The sequence below is a fragment of the Pseudomonas resinovorans NBRC 106553 genome (genome assembly GCF_000412695.1).
In the GTDB taxonomy this organism is placed as follows: domain Bacteria; phylum Pseudomonadota; class Gammaproteobacteria; order Pseudomonadales; family Pseudomonadaceae; genus Metapseudomonas; species Metapseudomonas resinovorans_A.
In genome coordinates, this window is the sequence record NC_021499.1 from 193239 (window position 1) to 208520 (window position 15282).

At 68.7% G+C, this 15282-nt stretch carries 17 protein-coding genes; all 17 read left to right on the forward strand.

Features of this window, described 5'->3' with window-relative positions; genetic code table 11:
• Positions 1-17: 17 nt before the first annotated feature.
• On the forward strand, positions 18-1787 hold the full coding sequence (gene tssF / locus PCA10_RS00860) for a type VI secretion system baseplate subunit TssF (RefSeq protein ID WP_016490117.1): 1770 nt from the start codon (positions 18-20) through the stop codon (positions 1785-1787).
• Positions 1751-2845, forward strand: coding sequence for a type VI secretion system baseplate subunit TssG (tssG, locus tag PCA10_RS00865; protein ID WP_041770077.1), 1095 nt, complete (start codon positions 1751-1753; stop codon positions 2843-2845). Before tssF ends, tssG begins: the two co-directional genes overlap by 37 nt.
• Positions 2826-3362 carry a type VI secretion system lipoprotein TssJ gene (tssJ, locus tag PCA10_RS00870; RefSeq protein ID WP_016490119.1) on the forward strand — a complete coding sequence of 179 codons (537 nt, stop codon included), beginning with the start codon at positions 2826-2828 and terminating at the stop codon, positions 3360-3362. The genes tssG and tssJ overlap by 20 nt, the downstream gene beginning before the upstream one ends.
• A 3-nt stretch (positions 3363-3365) precedes the next feature.
• The gene (gene tssE / locus PCA10_RS00875) at positions 3366-3803 is read left to right on the forward strand and encodes a type VI secretion system baseplate subunit TssE (protein WP_016490120.1); all 438 of its coding nucleotides are present in this window, start codon (positions 3366-3368) and stop codon (positions 3801-3803) included.
• A 29-nt stretch (positions 3804-3832) separates the two neighbouring features.
• Positions 3833-4972, forward strand: coding sequence for an OmpA family protein (locus tag PCA10_RS00880; RefSeq protein WP_016490121.1), 1140 nt, complete (start codon positions 3833-3835; stop codon positions 4970-4972).
• Between the two features lie 246 nt (positions 4973-5218).
• Entirely contained in the window at positions 5219-6196 is a 978-nt protein-coding gene (locus PCA10_RS00885; RefSeq protein ID WP_016490122.1) for an aliphatic sulfonate ABC transporter substrate-binding protein, read from the forward strand.
• 72 nt (positions 6197-6268) lie between these two features.
• A complete protein-coding gene (locus PCA10_RS00890) occupies positions 6269-7108 on the forward strand; it encodes an ABC transporter permease (protein WP_016490123.1) in 840 nt (279 codons plus the stop codon).
• Positions 7109-7110: 2 nt separating this feature from the next.
• A complete protein-coding gene (locus tag PCA10_RS00895) occupies positions 7111-7830 on the forward strand; it encodes an ABC transporter ATP-binding protein (RefSeq protein WP_016490124.1) in 720 nt (239 codons plus the stop codon).
• Positions 7831-7933: 103 nt separating this feature from the next.
• Positions 7934-9610 carry a malonate decarboxylase subunit alpha gene (gene mdcA, locus PCA10_RS00900; protein ID WP_016490125.1) on the forward strand — a complete coding sequence of 559 codons (1677 nt, stop codon included), beginning with the start codon at positions 7934-7936 and terminating at the stop codon, positions 9608-9610.
• A complete protein-coding gene (locus PCA10_RS00905) occupies positions 9610-10461 on the forward strand; it encodes a triphosphoribosyl-dephospho-CoA synthase (protein ID WP_016490126.1) in 852 nt (283 codons plus the stop codon). Before mdcA ends, PCA10_RS00905 begins: the two co-directional genes overlap by 1 nt.
• 2 nt (positions 10462-10463) lie before the next feature.
• Positions 10464-10763, forward strand: a complete 300-nt coding sequence (locus tag PCA10_RS00910; RefSeq protein WP_016490127.1) for a malonate decarboxylase subunit delta — start codon at positions 10464-10466, stop codon at positions 10761-10763.
• Positions 10756-11610 (forward strand): biotin-independent malonate decarboxylase subunit beta, encoded by an 855-nt coding sequence (locus tag PCA10_RS00915; RefSeq protein WP_016490128.1) that lies wholly within the window; start codon positions 10756-10758, stop codon positions 11608-11610. The genes PCA10_RS00910 and PCA10_RS00915 overlap by 8 nt, the downstream gene beginning before the upstream one ends.
• The gene (gene mdcE, locus PCA10_RS00920) at positions 11607-12389 is read left to right on the forward strand and encodes a biotin-independent malonate decarboxylase subunit gamma (RefSeq protein WP_041770079.1); all 783 of its coding nucleotides are present in this window, start codon (positions 11607-11609) and stop codon (positions 12387-12389) included. The genes PCA10_RS00915 and mdcE overlap by 4 nt, the downstream gene beginning before the upstream one ends.
• Before the next feature lie 105 nt (positions 12390-12494).
• The gene (locus tag PCA10_RS00925; RefSeq protein ID WP_016490130.1) at positions 12495-13112 is read left to right on the forward strand and encodes a malonate decarboxylase holo-ACP synthase; all 618 of its coding nucleotides are present in this window, start codon (positions 12495-12497) and stop codon (positions 13110-13112) included.
• Positions 13109-14029, forward strand: a complete 921-nt coding sequence (gene mdcH, locus PCA10_RS00930; protein ID WP_016490131.1) for a malonate decarboxylase subunit epsilon — start codon at positions 13109-13111, stop codon at positions 14027-14029. Before PCA10_RS00925 ends, mdcH begins: the two co-directional genes overlap by 4 nt.
• A 60-nt stretch (positions 14030-14089) precedes the next feature.
• Positions 14090-14491 carry a malonate transporter subunit MadL gene (gene madL / locus PCA10_RS00935; protein ID WP_016490132.1) on the forward strand — a complete coding sequence of 134 codons (402 nt, stop codon included), beginning with the start codon at positions 14090-14092 and terminating at the stop codon, positions 14489-14491.
• Between the two features lie 5 nt (positions 14492-14496).
• A complete protein-coding gene (gene madM, locus PCA10_RS00940; RefSeq protein ID WP_041770081.1) occupies positions 14497-15261 on the forward strand; it encodes a malonate transporter subunit MadM in 765 nt (254 codons plus the stop codon).
• Positions 15262-15282 lie beyond the last annotated feature (21 nt).

Below are 15282 nucleotides of genomic sequence, written 5' to 3' on the forward strand. Positions count from 1 at the left end.
AGAGAGGACATTTATCGATGGACATGGACAACCTGACGCTGCGCTATTTCGATGCGGAAATGCGCTACCTGCGCGAAGCCGGCCAGGAATTCGCCGAGGCCTTTCCCGACCGCGCGGCGCAACTCAACCTGGATCGCCCGGGGGCGCGCGACCCTTATGTCGAGCGCCTGTTCGAAGGCTTCGCGTTTCTCATGGGGCGCCTGCGGGAAAAACTCGACGACGACTTGCCGGAGCTGACCGAGGGGCTGGTCAGCCTGCTCTGGCCACACTACCTGCGCACCATCCCGTCGCTGTCGATCGTCGAGCTGGCGCCCGACCTGCAGCAGATGAAGCGCAGCGAGCGGATCGAGAAAGGGATGGAGGTGCTGTCGCGGCCGGTGGGGCCGAAGCGCACTCGCTGCCGCTATACCACCACCCAGAACCTGACCCTGCAGCCCCTGGCGGTGGAGTCGCTGCGCCTGGCCCATGAGCCCGACGGGCGTTCGCTGCTGCGCCTGCGCCTGGCCTGCGGCCCGTTGACCGAATGGGCGCAGGTGGACCTCAGCCGGCTGCCCCTATACCTCAATGCCGACGCGCCGGTGGCCAGCGCGCTGCACCTGGCGCTGACCCGTCAGACGCAGGCGCTCTACGTACGCCTGCCCGGCGACCCGGAACGTAGGCCGCTGGATGGCTACTTCGCGACCAAGGGCTTCGCCGAGGATGATCGTCTGTGGCCCAAGGGCGACAGTGCCTTCAGCGGCTACCAGCTGCTGCTGGAGTACTTCAGCTTCCGCGAGAAATTCATGTTCGTCACCCTGCACGGGCTCGAGCGACTGGTGGTGCCGGAGGGCGCGCCCTGGTTCGAGATCGAAGTGGTGCTGGGCGAGGGTTGGCCACATGACTTCGAACCCCGCGCCGAGCATGTCCGCCTGCACGCGGTACCGGTGATCAACCTGTTCGAGCTGGAGGCCGACCCGCTGCGCCTGGACCCCCTCCAAGGCGACTACCTGCTGCGTCCCATGCGCCTGCAGGACGGGCACACGGAAATCTATTCGGTGGACCAGGTGAGCGCCTCGAAGAATGCCGAGCGCGTGGACTATGTGCCGTTCAGCAGTTTCCGCCACAAGGGCGGGATGCTGCGGGACGACGCCCCGGAACGCTACTTCCACACCCGCCTCAAGCGCGGCGCGAACGGCTTGCACGACACCTGGCTGATCCTCGGCGGCGAGGGCTTCGATGTCGACCGCCTGGTGGCCGGCGAGAGCCTGTCCCTGCGCCTGACCGGCACCAACGGCCAGCTGCCGCGCAAGGCCTTGCAGAGCACGCTGCTCGACACCCCGGTGCAGTCCACGCAGACCGGGCTGCGGGTGCTCAACCTGTGCGCGCCGACCATGCCCTGCTATCCGCCGAGCCGTGATCGCTTCCACTGGCGGGTACTCAGCCACCTGGGCTCGAACTTCCTGCCCATGCTGGACAACGCCGAGGTCTTGCGCGGAACCCTGGCGCTCTACGACTGGACCGGCAGCGAACTGAACCGCCGCCGCCTGGAGGCCCTGGTCGATGTCCGCCACCACCTGATCCAGCGTTTCGAGAAGGGCTTCCTGCTGCGCGGCGTCGATATCGAGGTCACGCTGGACGCCAACGGCTTCTCCGGCGAGGGCGACATCAGCCTGTTCGGCGAAATGCTCAACCGCTTCTTCGCCCTCTATGCCGATATCCACCTGTTCAACCAGCTCACGCTGATCCTGCAACCCTCTGGTAAGTGCCTGCGATGGAACGAGAACCACAGTCAGCGTATTCCCGGCTGAACGCCAGCGGATTGCTGCAAGCCCTGGACGGGCGTTCGGCAGAGGCGAACCTGTTTCGCTTCTGCCAATTACTGGAGCAGGCCCTGCCCGGGCAGCCTCCCCTGGGCAGCAGCGCCCGCCCGTCCGATGACCCGGTGCGCTTTCGCCCGGACCCCGGCATGGGGTTTCCCGCCGGCGAGCTGAAGGCCATCGAAACCGATGACAGCCGGCCCTTCGCGCCGGCCACGGTGCGCACCCGCCTGCTGGGGCTCTACGGCGTGGATTCGCCGCTGCCCACCAGCTACCTGGACGACATCGCGCAACGCCGCGAGGGGCACGAGGCCCTGCAGGCCTTCCTCGATATCTTCAACCACCGGCTCTTCACCCAGCTGTACCGTATCTGGCGCAAGTACTCCTACCCGGCGACCTTCGAAGCCGGCGGCACGGATGCGACGTCGCAGTGCCTGCTGGGGCTGATCGGCCTGGGTATCCCCGGCACCGCCGATCATGTCGCGACACCGATCTCGCGCTTCCTGGCACTGCTCAGTGTCATGCGCCTGCCCACCCGCAACGCCGAGGGTGTGACGGCGCTGGTGAAGCTGCTGGCGCCCAACACCCGGGTGAGCGTCACGCCGCACTGGCCGCGACGGGTGGTGCTGGCGCAGCCGGCTGGCCTGTCGGCGGCCCGCCCGGTGAGCCTGTCCCAGGGGACGCCGCTGGGCAGCGTCGGCCTCGACGCCAACAGCCAGATCCAGCTGACCCTGTTCACCGAGGACCGCCAGGAGGCGCAGGGCTGGCTTCCGGGTGCCCGCCTGCACAGCGACCTGCTGGTGCTGTTGCGGGTCTACCTCGGTTGGCGCTGTACCGCGCGTCTGGCGTTGTGCCTGCCCGAACACTGCCTGCCACACCCCGTGCTTGGCCGTGCGCCGGTGCTGCTCGGCATGACCGGGCTGCTGGGGTTGGGTGGCGGCCGGCCCCCGGCCGATTCGGGCACCGTCACCATCAGCCTGGGTCGTTACCGGGGCCTGGAGAACAATCCTGAGGAAAGAGAGACACAGCATGTCGCGTACCGTTTTTAAGTTCCTGTCACTGGCCATGCTGGTTGCACTGGTCGGTGGCTGTGGCCTGTACCAGAGCGCCACGGAAAGTTCGGCGTCCGTCGCCCGCTCGATCTTCTACAAGGAGGTCAGGACCCTGCACCTGGACTTCAGCGGGCGCGCCGCGATGAACACCGACCGCCACGACATGTCCGGGTTGTCCGTGCCGACCCTGGTGCGGATCTATGCGCTGCGCGACGGCAAGGCCTTCGAGGGGGCGTCCTATGACAGCCTGCTGGACGATAGCCGTGCCGCCCTGGGGGAGGCCCTGCTGGACGAACGGACCGTGGTGATCCGGCCCGATGAGGGCGCGGTGCTCAGCGTGCCGCTGGACGAGGCCGCGCAGGTCGTCGCGGTGGTGGCGCTGTTCCGCCAGCCGGACACCACGGGCAATAGCTGGCGCCTGACACTGACCCGCGCCGATCTGGACCCCGACCGCGCCCGGGTGATCGAACTGGCCGACAACAACCTCGTCCTGCGCCCGCCGGCCAAGGAGTGACGGATGAACGACCACGTCCCATCGCTCTACGAAACGCTGCTGCAGAACTTCAGCGGGGAGCTGGAGCTGCACCGGGTGCGGGAGGAGGATCAGCCCGTTCTCTCGGTACTCGACAACCTCCAGCGCATTCTCAATAGCCGCGCCGGCTCCCTCAGTCACCTGCCCGACTACGGCTTGCCGGACATGGGCCAGGTGCTTCAGGGCCTGCCGGCGGCCGCCCATGGCCTGATCGCCGTCATGACCCACACGCTGCTCAAGTATGAGCCGCGACTGGCGGAACTGAAGGTCCTGCTGCTGCCCCAGTCGCAGCCGGGGCAACTGGAATACAGCCTCGATCTGCGCCTGAAGAGCGGCGAGCAAGCGACCTTCGGCACCACCCTGGCGCCGGCGGGCAAAGTGCTGGTTCGTCACCTCAAGCGGCAGCAATACCTGTCGCCGTGAACCTGGATGGACATAAGGAAATGAGTGTCATGAATGGACGAGCCGGGAACGAATCGCCGGATCGCGGCGAGCAGGCCGCGCTGTACGCCGAAATGGCCAAGCTGAACCATCCGGCCCGCCCGGATGTGGACTGGCCCATGGTCGAGCAGTGGTGCCGGGAATTGCTGCGCAGCAATGGCGGCGACCTGCAGGTAGCCGTCTTTCTGGCGTTGGCGCTGACCCACCGTTACGGGTTGCCGGGCCTGGTCGAAGGCATGACCGTGCTGCGGCGATTGCTGACCGGGCCCCTTGATGGCGTATGGCCCCGCAAGACGCACGAACGCTCGGACCTCCTCGCCTGGCTGGCCGCGCAACTCCAGTTTCTGCTGCGCGGCCTGGAGATCGGCGAACGGGACGCACCATTATTGCGGAGCCTGGAGGCGGAGCTGGCTTGCGTACAGGAAGTCCTGAACCAGCACCGGCTACCGGCTTTGGCGGCGATACAGGCCTTGAACCAGCAGGTCACAAGGCTTGTCGGTCGCTTGGGCGGGCAGGGGATTCCGATGCTTGTGGGCGCCCGTTCGCACGGGAGCGTGCCACCCGAGAACCCGTTGCAGCTGGTGGTCTCGCTTCCAGGACACGCCCCGGTTGCACCGGTGCTGTATGTGGAGGCCGTTCCCGCTCCGATGCCGGTCCGTCGCCGGAGCCACGCCGCGCTCTGGTCGTTGGCGGGAGTTCTCGCCGCACTGCTACTGGGCGTGCTGGCCTGGAACTACTGGTTGCTCTCGCGGGAAGAGGTCCGCGCGGCGGCGGCCGAGCCGGTGCGGCTGGCCAGCGTGCAATTGTTCGACCCCGCCAGTACGGTGATGAAGCCGGACTCGACCAAGGTGCTGATCAATGCCCTGGCGAACGTCAAGGCGCAGCCCGGCTGGCTGATCGTCATTGCCGGGCACACCGACGCCACGGGCGACGAACAGCGCAACCTGAGTCTGTCGAGGCAGCGGGCCGAGGCGGTTCGCGACTGGATGAAAAGCATGGGCGATGTGCCCGATGACTGCTTCGCCGTCCAGGGCCACGGATCGAGTCAGCCCATTGCGGACAACGCCACCGAGGCGGGCCGTGCGGCCAACCGACGTGTCGACATCAGCCTGGTGCAGGCGTTGGGCACCTGCCAGGTGGGGCCGGCCTGACGAGCCGGCCGCCGTGGCGCCGTTGGAACTGCCCGCCCCGCAACACCCCGACCACTGTTGCTCCGGCAACACCTGATCAGCAAACTGCCCGGCTTTTCGACAGCCGTTCCCGGCCCGGGCCCAGGTAATCCGGGGCCTGGGGCGCTGGCATGAGTGCTGCATATTCCTTGCGATCGCGTAATTCCGGAAGAAAAGAGCTTTCTGGAATAAGCAAATAGCCCTGTCCATGTCTTGCAAGGAGCCCTCATGTCCACGTTCCCCTTCACCCGGCTGCTGGCCCTCGCCGCCACGGCTTTCGCCCTGATCAGCCCGGCCCAGGCGGCCGAGCTGCCCAAGGAGCTGCGCCTCGACTACGCCTATTACTCGCCCACCAGCCTGGTGCTCAAGCGCTTCGGCTGGCTGGAGGAGAGTGTCGGCGCCGACAGCAAGGTCACCTGGACCCTCAGCCAGGGCAGCAACCGCGCGCTGGAATACCTCAACAGCGGCGGCGTCGACTTCGGCTCCACCGCCGGTCTCGCCGCCGTGCTGAGCCGCGCCAACGGCAGCCCGATCAAGACCGTCTACATCGCCAGTCGCCCGGAGTGGACCGCGCTGGTGGTGGCCAAGGATTCGCCGATCAAGACCCTGGACGACCTCAAGGGCAAGAAGATCGCCGCCACCAAGGGCACCGACCCCTTCCTGTTCACCCTGCGCAGCCTGGCCACCGTGGGCCTGGACAAGAACGACGTGGAGCTGGTGCACCTGCAGCACGCCGATGGCCGCGTGGCCCTGGAGAAGGGTGACGTGGACGCCTGGGCCGGCCTCGACCCGCTGCTGGCGGCCAGCCAGCTGCAAGCCGGCTCGCGCATCCTCTACCGCAACCTCGACTTCAACAGCTACGGCGTGCTGAACGTCACCGAGAAGTTCGCCAAGGAGTATCCGCAGGCCATCGACAAGGTCCTGGCCGCCTACGAGAAGGCGCGCAAGTGGGCCCGCGAGAACCCGGAGGAGCTGGCGAAGATCCTTTCCGAGGAATCCGGCCTGCCACTGGAGGTGGCCAAGCTGCAGCTGCAACGCACCGACTTCAGCAACGCCCAGCCCGGCGCCGAGCACATCGCCGCCCTCAAGGCCGCCGCGCCGATCCTCGTCGACGAGCAGCTTGTGCGTCGCGGCACCGACGTCGGCGCGGTGGTGGAGCAACTCATCGATCCGGCGTTCGGCAAGCAGGCCATCGCCAGCAAGTAAGTCGCCTCCACACCCGCTGTCCCCTGTCCGGGCCCTGGCCCGGACAGGTCGTTTTCGCCACAGGAGTCATCCATGACCACCAAGAGCAAGCCGCTGCCGGCCCTGGCCGGCTCCCCCTGGAAACCCGGCTTCGACGCCGCCGCCTGGCGTCGGCGCGGCAAGGGGCTGGTGATTCCGCTGCTGCTGATCGTGCTGCTGGAAATCGTCGTGCGCATCGGCTGGATTCCCTCCTACCAGATGCCCGCGCCCAGCGAGGTGCTGCTGACCCTGCGGGAGCTGGCCGACGGCCCCCTGTGGACCCATATCGGCGCCAGCCTGGCGCGGGTGCTCGGCGGCTTCGCCATCGGCGCCGGCCTGGCCCTGGCGGTGGCCGCCTGGGTGGGCCTGAGCCGCGAGGCCGAGGCTTACCTGGAGCCCACCTTCGCCGGCCTGCGGGCGATCCCGAGCCTGGCCTGGGTGCCCTTGCTGCTGCTCTGGCTGGGCATCGACGAAACCTCCAAGTTGGTGCTGATCGCCATCGGCGCCTTCTTCCCGGTGTACCTCAACGGCGTGGCGGCTATCCGCAACATCGACCGCAAGCTGGTGGAAGTGGGCCACATGTACGGCTTCGGCCCGAGCCGATTGGCCCGGCGCATCCTCCTGCCGGCGGCGCTGCCGGGGCTGATGACCGGCCTGCGCAGCGGCCTGAGCCTGGCCTGGATGTTCCTCGTCGCCGCCGAGCTGATCGCCGCCACCAAGGGCCTGGGCTACCTGCTCACCGATGGCCGGGAAACCTCGCGGCCGGACATCGTGCTCGCCTCGATCATCGTCCTGGCGCTGCTGGGCAAACTCAGCGATGGCCTGCTGGCGCGCCTGGAAGCGCATTTGCTGGGCTGGCGCGACGCCTTCACCGGTAACGGCAAGGAGACTTGAACATGGGCACACCCTTGCTGGACATTCGCGTCGAGCGCAAGAGCTTCGCCGGCGCTACCGTGCTGCAGAACATCGGCCTGCGCCTGGGCGAGCGGGAGGTGGTGAGCCTGCTGGGCCCCAGCGGCTGCGGCAAGAGCACCTTGCTGCGGATCGTCGCCGGACTCGAACGGGAGTTCAGCGGCCGTGTGGAGCGGGGCGCAGAGGAGGGCGACGTGGCCTTCGTGTTCCAGGAGCCGCGCCTGATGCCCTGGCTCACCGTGGAAGAAAACATCGGCTTCGCCGACGACCGCGCTTTCGACCGCGAGCGGGTGGCCCGGCTGATCGCCGAGGTGGGGCTGGAGGGCTTCGCCAGGGCCCTGCCCAAGGAACTCTCCGGCGGCATGGCGCAGCGCGTCGCCCTGGCCCGTGGGCTCTATTCGCGGCCACGGGTGCTGCTGCTGGACGAGCCGTTCAGCGCGGTGGACGCCTTCACCCGGATGAGACTGCAGGACCTGCTGCTGCAACTGGCCGAGCGCCACGCCATCGCCCTGCTGCTGGTGACCCACGATGTGGACGAGGCGCTCTACTTGAGCGACCGCGTGCTGGTCATGGGCGCGCGCCCGAGCGGTATCCGCCAGGAGCTGCGGGTGGAGCTGGCGCGCCCGCGCGATCGCCGCGATCCCGGCCTCGCCCGCCTGAAGGCCGAGGCGCTCACCGAACTGCACCTGGCCCATGCCATCTGAGAATCGTTAACCTGAGCGTAATGATCGCTCCCGGGGCTTGATTGATGACCGGGTGGTCGGGCTCCTAAGGTGGCTCCACGACAGCGGACCTCGTGGAGCCACCATGACAACAAGACCCTCTCCCCCGCCGCAGTGGTCGCGTCGGCGCGCCGAAAAGCAGCGCCGACTCGACCAGGTGCGAAGCCTCGCCGACGGCGTGGTGCTGCCCAGCGAGCGGATAGTCCAGGCCCTGGAAGCGCTGATCGCCCCTGGCGATCGCGTGGTGCTCGAAGGCAACAACCAGAAGCAGGCCGACTTCCTCTCCCGCTCCCTGGCCAAGGCCGATCCGGGCCGCCTGCACGACCTGCACATGATCATGCCCAGCGTCAGCCGCGCCGAGCACCTGGACCTGTTCGAGCGGGGCATCGCCCGCAAGCTCGACTTCTCCTTCGCCGGGCCGCAGAGCCTGCGCATCGGCCAGTTGCTGGAAGACGGCCTGCTGGAAGTGGGCGCCATCCACACCTACATCGAGCTGTACTCGCGGCTGCTGGTGGACCTGATCCCCAACGTCGCCCTGGTGGCCGGCTTCATGGCCGACCGCGAAGGCAACATCTACACCGGGCCCAGCACCGAGGACACCCCGGCCCTGGTGGAACCCACCGCCTTCAGCGACGGCATCGTCATCGTCCAGGTCAACGAGCTGGTGGACGACGTGCGCGACCTGCCCCGGGTGGACATCCCGGCGTCCTGGGTCGACTTCGTGGTGGTGGCCGACAAGCCCTTCTACATCGAGCCGCTGTTCACCCGCGACCCGCGCCACATCAAGCCGGTGCACGTGTTGATGGCGATGATGGCGATCCGTGGCATCTACGAGAAACACAAGGTCCAGTCCCTCAACCACGGCATCGGCTTCAACACCGCCGCCATCGAGTTGATCCTGCCCACCTACGGCGAGTCCCTGGGTCTGAAAGGCAAGATCTGCCGCAACTGGACCCTCAACCCGCACCCCACCCTGATCCCCGCCATCGAGACCGGCTGGGTGGAAAGCGTGCACTGCTTCGGCACCGAGCTGGGCATGGAGGACTACATCGCCCAGCGCCCGGATGTGTTCTTCACCGGCCGCGACGGTTCCATGCGCTCCAACCGCATGATGTGCCAACTGGCCGGGCAGTACGCGGTGGACCTGTTCATCGGCGCCACCCTGCAGGTGGACGGCGACGGCCACTCATCCACCGTCACCCGGGGCCGCCTGGCCGGTTTCGGTGGTGCGCCGAACATGGGCCACGACCCGCGCGGCCGTCGCCATGCCACCCCCGCCTGGCTTGCTATGTCTCAGGGAGGGGGGACCGAGCCGGTGACCCTGCTCGAACGCGGCAAGAAGCTGGTGGTGCAGATGGTCGAGACCTTCCAGGAAGGCGGCAAACCCACCTTCGTCGAGACGCTGGATGCCGTCGATGTGGCGAAGAAGGCCGGCATGCCCCTGGCGCCGGTGATGATCTACGGCGACGACGTCACCCACCTGCTCACCGAGGAAGGCATCGCCTACCTCTACAAGGCCCGCAGCCTCGAAGAGCGCCGCGCGATGATCGCCGCGGTGGCCGGGGTTACCGCCATCGGCCTGCGCCACGACCCGAAAGACACCCTGCGCATGCGTCGCGAAGGGCTGATCGCATTGCCGGAAGATCTCGGCATCCGTCGTACCCAAGCCACGCGGGAACTGCTGGCGGCGAAAAGCATCGCCGAACTGGTGGAGTGGTCCGGCGGCCTTTACAACCCCCCGGCCAAGTTCAGGAGCTGGTGATGAGCGCACTGATTGCACGCAATGCCGACCTGCCCCTGGCCGACTGGCTGGCGGACCTGGCGGTGGACGCCCTGATCGACGAAGCCGATCTCTCGCCCAAGCCGGCCCTGGTGGACCGTCGTGGCAGTGGTGCCCACAGCGACCTGCACCTGGGCCTGATGCACGCCTCGGCACTTTCCCTCTGGCCCTGCTTCAAGCAGATGGCCGAGGCTGCGTTGGAGCATGGCGAAATCGGCCAGCCCCTGCGCGAAGCCCTGGGCCGGATCGGCCGCGAGGGCGAAGCGGCCATGCTGGTCACCACAGGGGGGGTGAATACCCACCGTGGCGCTATCTGGGCCCTGGGCCTGCTGGTGGCCGCCGTGGCGCTGGAGCCGGACAACCTCGATAGCCAGACCATCGCCCTGCGCGCCGCGCGCATCGCCCTGATCGACGACCGCGCAGCAGCAATCGGCGACAGCCACGGTGCCCAGGTGAGTCGTCGCTACGGCGCCCGTGGCGCGCGGGAAGAAGCCCAGCTCGGCTTCCCCGCCGTGCTCGGCCATGGCCTGCCGCAACTCTCGCGCAGCCGTGCGGCGGGAGCCGGCGAACAGAACGCCCGTCTCGATGCGCTGCTGGCGATCATGACCACCCTGGCCGACACCTGCGTGCTCTGGCGCGCCGGCCTGGAAGGCCTGACCGCCATGCAGCAGGGCGCCCGCGCGGTGCTCGATGCCGGTGGCAGCGCCAGCCTCGCCGGCCGCCGCCAGCTGCGTGCGCTGGACGCCCGCCTGCTGCAACTCAACGCCTCGCCAGGGGGCGCCGCCGACCTGCTGGCCGCCTGCCTGTTCCTCGATAAAACCGGGAGCCTGTGACCATGGAAACCCTGTCCTTCCAATTCCCCGCCGGCGCCCCGGCCCGTGGCCGCGCCCTGGTGGGCTGCGTCGGCTCCGGCGACCTCGAAGTGCTGCTGGAGCCGGGCAGCGCCGGCACCCTGTCGATCCAGGTGGTGACCTCGGTGAACGGCAGCGGCCCGCGCTGGCAGCAGCTGTTCCAGCGCCTGTTCGACGGCCAGCTGCCGCCGGCCCTGAACATCGACATCCACGACTTCGGCGCCACCCCCGGCGTAGTGCGGCTGCGCCTGGAACAAGGCCTTGAGGAGCTTGCCCATGACTGATACCGCACGCCTGCTCGAAGCCCGCAGCTTCGTCGAGCTGGGCGCCCGCCAGCGCGCCCGCGAGCTGCTCGATGCGGGCAGCTTCCGCGAACTCATCGGCCCCTTCGACCGGGTCATCTCGCCCTGGCTGGTGCAGCAGGGCATCGTGCCCCAGGCCGACGACGGCGTGGTGGTGGCCAAGGGCAGCATCAACGGCCAGCCGGCCGTGGTGGCCGCCATCGAAGGCGCCTTCCAGGGCGGCAGCATGGGCGAAGTCGGCGGCGCCAAGATCGCCGGAGCCCTGGAGCTGGCGGCCGAGGACAATCGCCAGGGCATCCCCACCTGCGCCGTGCTGCTGTTGGAAACCGGCGGCGTGCGCCTGCAGGAAGCCAACCTGGGCCTGGCCGCCATCGCCGAGATCCAGGCGGCCATTGTCGAACTGCGCCAGTACCAGCCGGTGATCGGCCTGGTGGCAGGGCCCGTGGGCTGCTTCGGTGGCATGTCCATCGCCGCCGGCCTGTGCAGCCACCTCATCGTTACCCGCGAAGCACGCCTGGGCCTCAACGGCCCGCAGGTGATCGAGCAGGAAGCCGGGATCGAGGAGTACGACTCCCGCGACCGTCCCTTCATCTGGAGCCTCACCGGTGGCGAGCAGCGCATGGCCAGCGGCCTGGTGGACGCCTACGTGGCCGACGATATCCAGGCCATCCGCGAAACCCTGCAAGGCCTGCTCAACCAACCGGAGCAAGGCCTGCCGCGCAGCCGCCGGCACGCCTGGTTCCTCGAACGCCTGGCACGCCTGGGCGACGATTGCCCGCAACTGGACGCCACCGCCGTGCGCGCCCTCTACCAGGGAGAACAGCAATGAGCCGTGGACTGAACTGGCTGCAGGCCCTGGCCGGCGGCGAACCACTGGCGGGCTTTCCCGCCTCGGTGAAGGTGGTGGATGGCGAGTTGGGCAACCGCGCCGCGCGCTTCATCGCCGTGATGGCGGATGCGGGCAACCCCTTCCCCCGTGCCCGCAATGGCGAAGTCGGCCTGCTCGAAGGCTGGGGCCTGGCCAAGGCGGTGGATGAAGCCATCGAGGCCGACCGCGACGGCGCCAAGCGCGTGCTGGTGGCCCTGGTGGACGTGCCCAGCCAGGCCTATGGCCGCCGCGAGGAAGCCCTGGGCATTCACCAGGCCCTGGCCGGCGCGGTGGACGCCTATGCCCGCGCCCGCCTCGCCGGACACCCGGTAATCGGCCTGCTGGTGGGCAAGGCGATGTCCGGCGCCTTCCTCGCCCACGGCTACCAGGCCCAGCGCCTGATCGCCCTGGATGACTCCGGGGTGATGGTCCACGCCATGGGCAAGGCCGCCGCCGCGCGCATCACCCTGCGCAGCGTGGAAGAGCTGGAAGTGCTCGCCGCCAAGGTCCCGCCCATGGCCTACGACCTGGAGAACTACGCCTCCCTCGGCCTGCTCCGGGAGCGGGTGGCGGTGGGGGATGCCGAGGTGCCGGGCAAAGCCGATATCAGCCGGGTGCGCGAGTGCCTGGTGCGGGCGGTGGAGGACATCGGTGACAGCACCGACCTTTCCGGTCGCCTCGGCGCGGAGAACCGCGCGGCGTCGTCCCGCGTCCGGGAAATGCTTCGCGCACAGTGGTAGCCCCCGTTGGGCTTCGCGTAGCTCAGCCGCAACCTACGGGTAGGTTGGGCAGAGCGCAGCGAAGCCCAACACCCCCAGCGGTACAAGCACACCAAGGAGCGCGCCATGAACAAGACTCCACGACCCCACGACCTGCTCTGGGGCATGACCCCGGACCAACTGCCCGGCGAGGCCCCCGACTGGGCGCGTCAGGCCCTGGCCGCCGGCCAGCCGGTGGTGGTGCGCCGTGCCATGTGCGCGCCCGGCCTGGTGCCCGTGGGCGTCCGTGGCGCGGCCCGCGAGCAACGCCTCGCCGCCCTGATGCCAAGCGCTTCGATCCAACGCCTGCTCGGTCCCGAGCAGCTCATCCAGCACGTGCCGGGCGACCTGCCGGCCCTGCGCGCCCTGGCCCTGATCAAGCCCCTGCTGGACGCCACCGGCCTGCCCTGGGGCCCCACCGGCGGTGTCGGCTTCCAGTTGGCCACCGGTATTCCCGTGCTGCACCCGGCCAGCGACCTCGATCTGCTGCTGCGTACCCCGGACCCCGTCGAGCGCCACCAGGCCCGCGCGTTGCTGGCGGCCCTGGAAGACGCGCCGTGGCGCATCGACCTGCAACTGGAAACCCCCAATGGCGCCGTGGCCCTGCGCGAGTGGGCCGGCGGCGCCCGCCACGTGCTGCTGAAGTGCAGCGAGGGTGCCCGGCTTGTGGATAACCCCTGGCGGCCCCTGGAGCGCGTGGCGTGAGCAGCCTGTTCGCCTTCCCCGGGCAGGGCGCGCAGCAGGTGGGCATGCTCCACCGGTTGCCGGCCGACTGCGCCCCGTTGCTTGCGGAGGCCAGCGAGGTGCTGGGCGAGGATGTGCTGGCGCTGGACAGTGCCGCCGCGCTGCAATCCACCCGCGCCGTGCAGCTGTGCCTGCTGATCGCCGGGGTCGGTTGCGCCCGCCTGCTGATGGCGCGCGGTCCGGCGCCGGACTACGTCGCCGGGCTGTCCATCGGCGCCTACGCGGCGGCGGTGGTCGCGGGCTCCCTGGACTTCGCCGATGCGCTGCGCCTGGTGGCCCTGCGTGGTGAGCTGATGCAGCGGGCTTATCCACAGGGCTTCGGCATGACCGCCATCCTCGGCCTCGACCAGGGGACCGTAGAACGTTTGCTGGCCGAGGCCGAAGGGCCGGTGTACCTGGCCAATATCAATGCCGACAACCAGCTGGTGATCGCTGGCAGCGACGCCGCCATGACCCTTGTGGCCGAACGTGCCCGCGCCCTCGGCGCTGGCGCGGCGAAGCGCCTGGCGATGAGCGTGCCGTCCCACTGCGCACTGCTGGAGGCGCCCGCCCGCGAATTGGCCGCCGCCTTCGCCGAGGTCGAGCTGCGCCGCCCGGTCATCCGCTACCTCAGCGGCAGCAGCGCGCGGCCGATCTTCGATCCCGAGCGCCTGCGCGACGACCTCGCCTTCAACATGTGCCGTGTCATCGACTGGCACGGCACCCTGCGCACCGCCTATGAGCGCGGCGTGCGCCTGCACATCGAACTGCCCCCCGGTGCCGTGCTCAGCGGCCTGGCGCGGAGGATGTTCGAACAAGGTACGGTGATCGCTTTCCAGGGCGCCCGTCTGGACACGCTGGACGCCCTGTTGCGTCAGGAGGTGGGCCAGGACCGATAACCGCCGTGCACTTCGAAGGACAACAACAAGCAACTTCGACCCAACGCGAGGACAACAACAATGATCATCTACGGTGTGGCCTTCCTGGCCCTCTGCACCCTTGCCGGCCTGTTCATCGGCGAACTCCTGGGCAAGCTCCTGGGGGTTCCCGCCAACGTCGGCGGCGTCGGCATCGCCATGCTGCTGCTCATCTTCGTCGGCGGTTACCTGCACAAGCGCGGCCTGATGGGCGACAAGAGCGAGCAGGGCGTCGAATTCTGGAGCGCCATCTACATCCCCATCGTGGTCGCCATGGCCGCCCAGCAGAACGTGCTCGGCGCGCTGTCCGGCGGGCCCATGGCGATACTCGCCGGCGTAGCCGCGGTAGTACTCGGTTTCGCCATGGTTCCGGTGCTCGATCGCCTCGGGCAAAAGAAGCCGGCGGCGGCCGCCGATAAATCCCTGAATCCTGCGCAACGGTGACCGCCATGTACGAATCGATGATGAAAGTGATCAGCGGCTACGGCCTGATCAGCGGCTTCGCGGTAATCGGCGTGACCATGTGGTTGTCCTACTGGCTCTCCGACAAGCTCACCCGGGGCCGCCTGCACGGCTCGGCCATCGCTATCTTCCTCGGCCTGGTGCTGTCGTACGTGGGCGGTGTGATGACCGGCGGACAGAAGGGCCTGGTGGATATTCCGCTGCTGTCCGGCATCGGCTTGCTGGGGGGCGCCATGCTGCGGGACTTCGCCATCGTCGCCACGGCCTTCGGGGTGAACATCGAGGAGCTCAAGCGTGCCGGCGTGTCGGGGGTGGTCTCGCTGTTCTTCGGCATCGGCACCTCCTTCGTCGCCGGCGTGGGCGTGGCCATGGCCTTCGGCTACACCGACGCGGTGAGCCTGACCACCATCGGTGCCGGCGCGGTGACCTACATCGTCGGCCCGGTGACGGGGGCTGCCATCGGCGCCAGCTCCGAGGTGATGGCGCTGTCCATCGCCGCCGGCCTGGTGAAGGCGATCCTGGTGATGGTGGCGACGCCCTTCGTGGCGCCCATGATCGGCCTGAACAACCCGCGCACGGCGGTGATCTTCGGCGGCCTGATGGGCACCTCCAGTGGCGTCGCCGGCGGCCTGGCGGCGACCGATCCGAAGCTTGTGCCCTACGGCTGCCTGACGGCCGCGTTCTATACCGCCCTGGGCTGCCTGCTCGGCCCGTCGCTGCTGTTCTTCATGATGCGCGGCCTGGTGGGCTGAGTCCGTCGCCGCACACGCGGC

Coding starts and splice junctions, on each gene's coding strand:
- mdcE (WP_041770079.1), top strand. CDS start 11,607: ATGAGCCGTGGACTGAACTGGCTGCAGGCCCTGGCCGGCGGCGAACCA.
- PCA10_RS00890 (WP_016490123.1), top strand. CDS start 6,269: ATGACCACCAAGAGCAAGCCGCTGCCGGCCCTGGCCGGCTCCCCCTGG.
- madM (WP_041770081.1), top strand. CDS start 14,497: ATGTACGAATCGATGATGAAAGTGATCAGCGGCTACGGCCTGATCAGC.
- PCA10_RS00915 (WP_016490128.1), top strand. CDS start 10,756: ATGACTGATACCGCACGCCTGCTCGAAGCCCGCAGCTTCGTCGAGCTG.
- mdcA (WP_016490125.1), top strand. CDS start 7,934: ATGACAACAAGACCCTCTCCCCCGCCGCAGTGGTCGCGTCGGCGCGCC.
- PCA10_RS00905 (WP_016490126.1), top strand. CDS start 9,610: ATGAGCGCACTGATTGCACGCAATGCCGACCTGCCCCTGGCCGACTGG.
- tssJ (WP_016490119.1), top strand. CDS start 2,826: ATGTCGCGTACCGTTTTTAAGTTCCTGTCACTGGCCATGCTGGTTGCA.
- madL (WP_016490132.1), top strand. CDS start 14,090: ATGATCATCTACGGTGTGGCCTTCCTGGCCCTCTGCACCCTTGCCGGC.
- PCA10_RS00925 (WP_016490130.1), top strand. CDS start 12,495: ATGAACAAGACTCCACGACCCCACGACCTGCTCTGGGGCATGACCCCG.
- PCA10_RS00885 (WP_016490122.1), top strand. CDS start 5,219: ATGTCCACGTTCCCCTTCACCCGGCTGCTGGCCCTCGCCGCCACGGCT.
- tssG (WP_041770077.1), top strand. CDS start 1,751: ATGGAACGAGAACCACAGTCAGCGTATTCCCGGCTGAACGCCAGCGGA.
- tssF (WP_016490117.1), top strand. CDS start 18: ATGGACATGGACAACCTGACGCTGCGCTATTTCGATGCGGAAATGCGC.
- PCA10_RS00910 (WP_016490127.1), top strand. CDS start 10,464: ATGGAAACCCTGTCCTTCCAATTCCCCGCCGGCGCCCCGGCCCGTGGC.
- PCA10_RS00880 (WP_016490121.1), top strand. CDS start 3,833: ATGAATGGACGAGCCGGGAACGAATCGCCGGATCGCGGCGAGCAGGCC.
- tssE (WP_016490120.1), top strand. CDS start 3,366: ATGAACGACCACGTCCCATCGCTCTACGAAACGCTGCTGCAGAACTTC.
- PCA10_RS00895 (WP_016490124.1), top strand. CDS start 7,111: ATGGGCACACCCTTGCTGGACATTCGCGTCGAGCGCAAGAGCTTCGCC.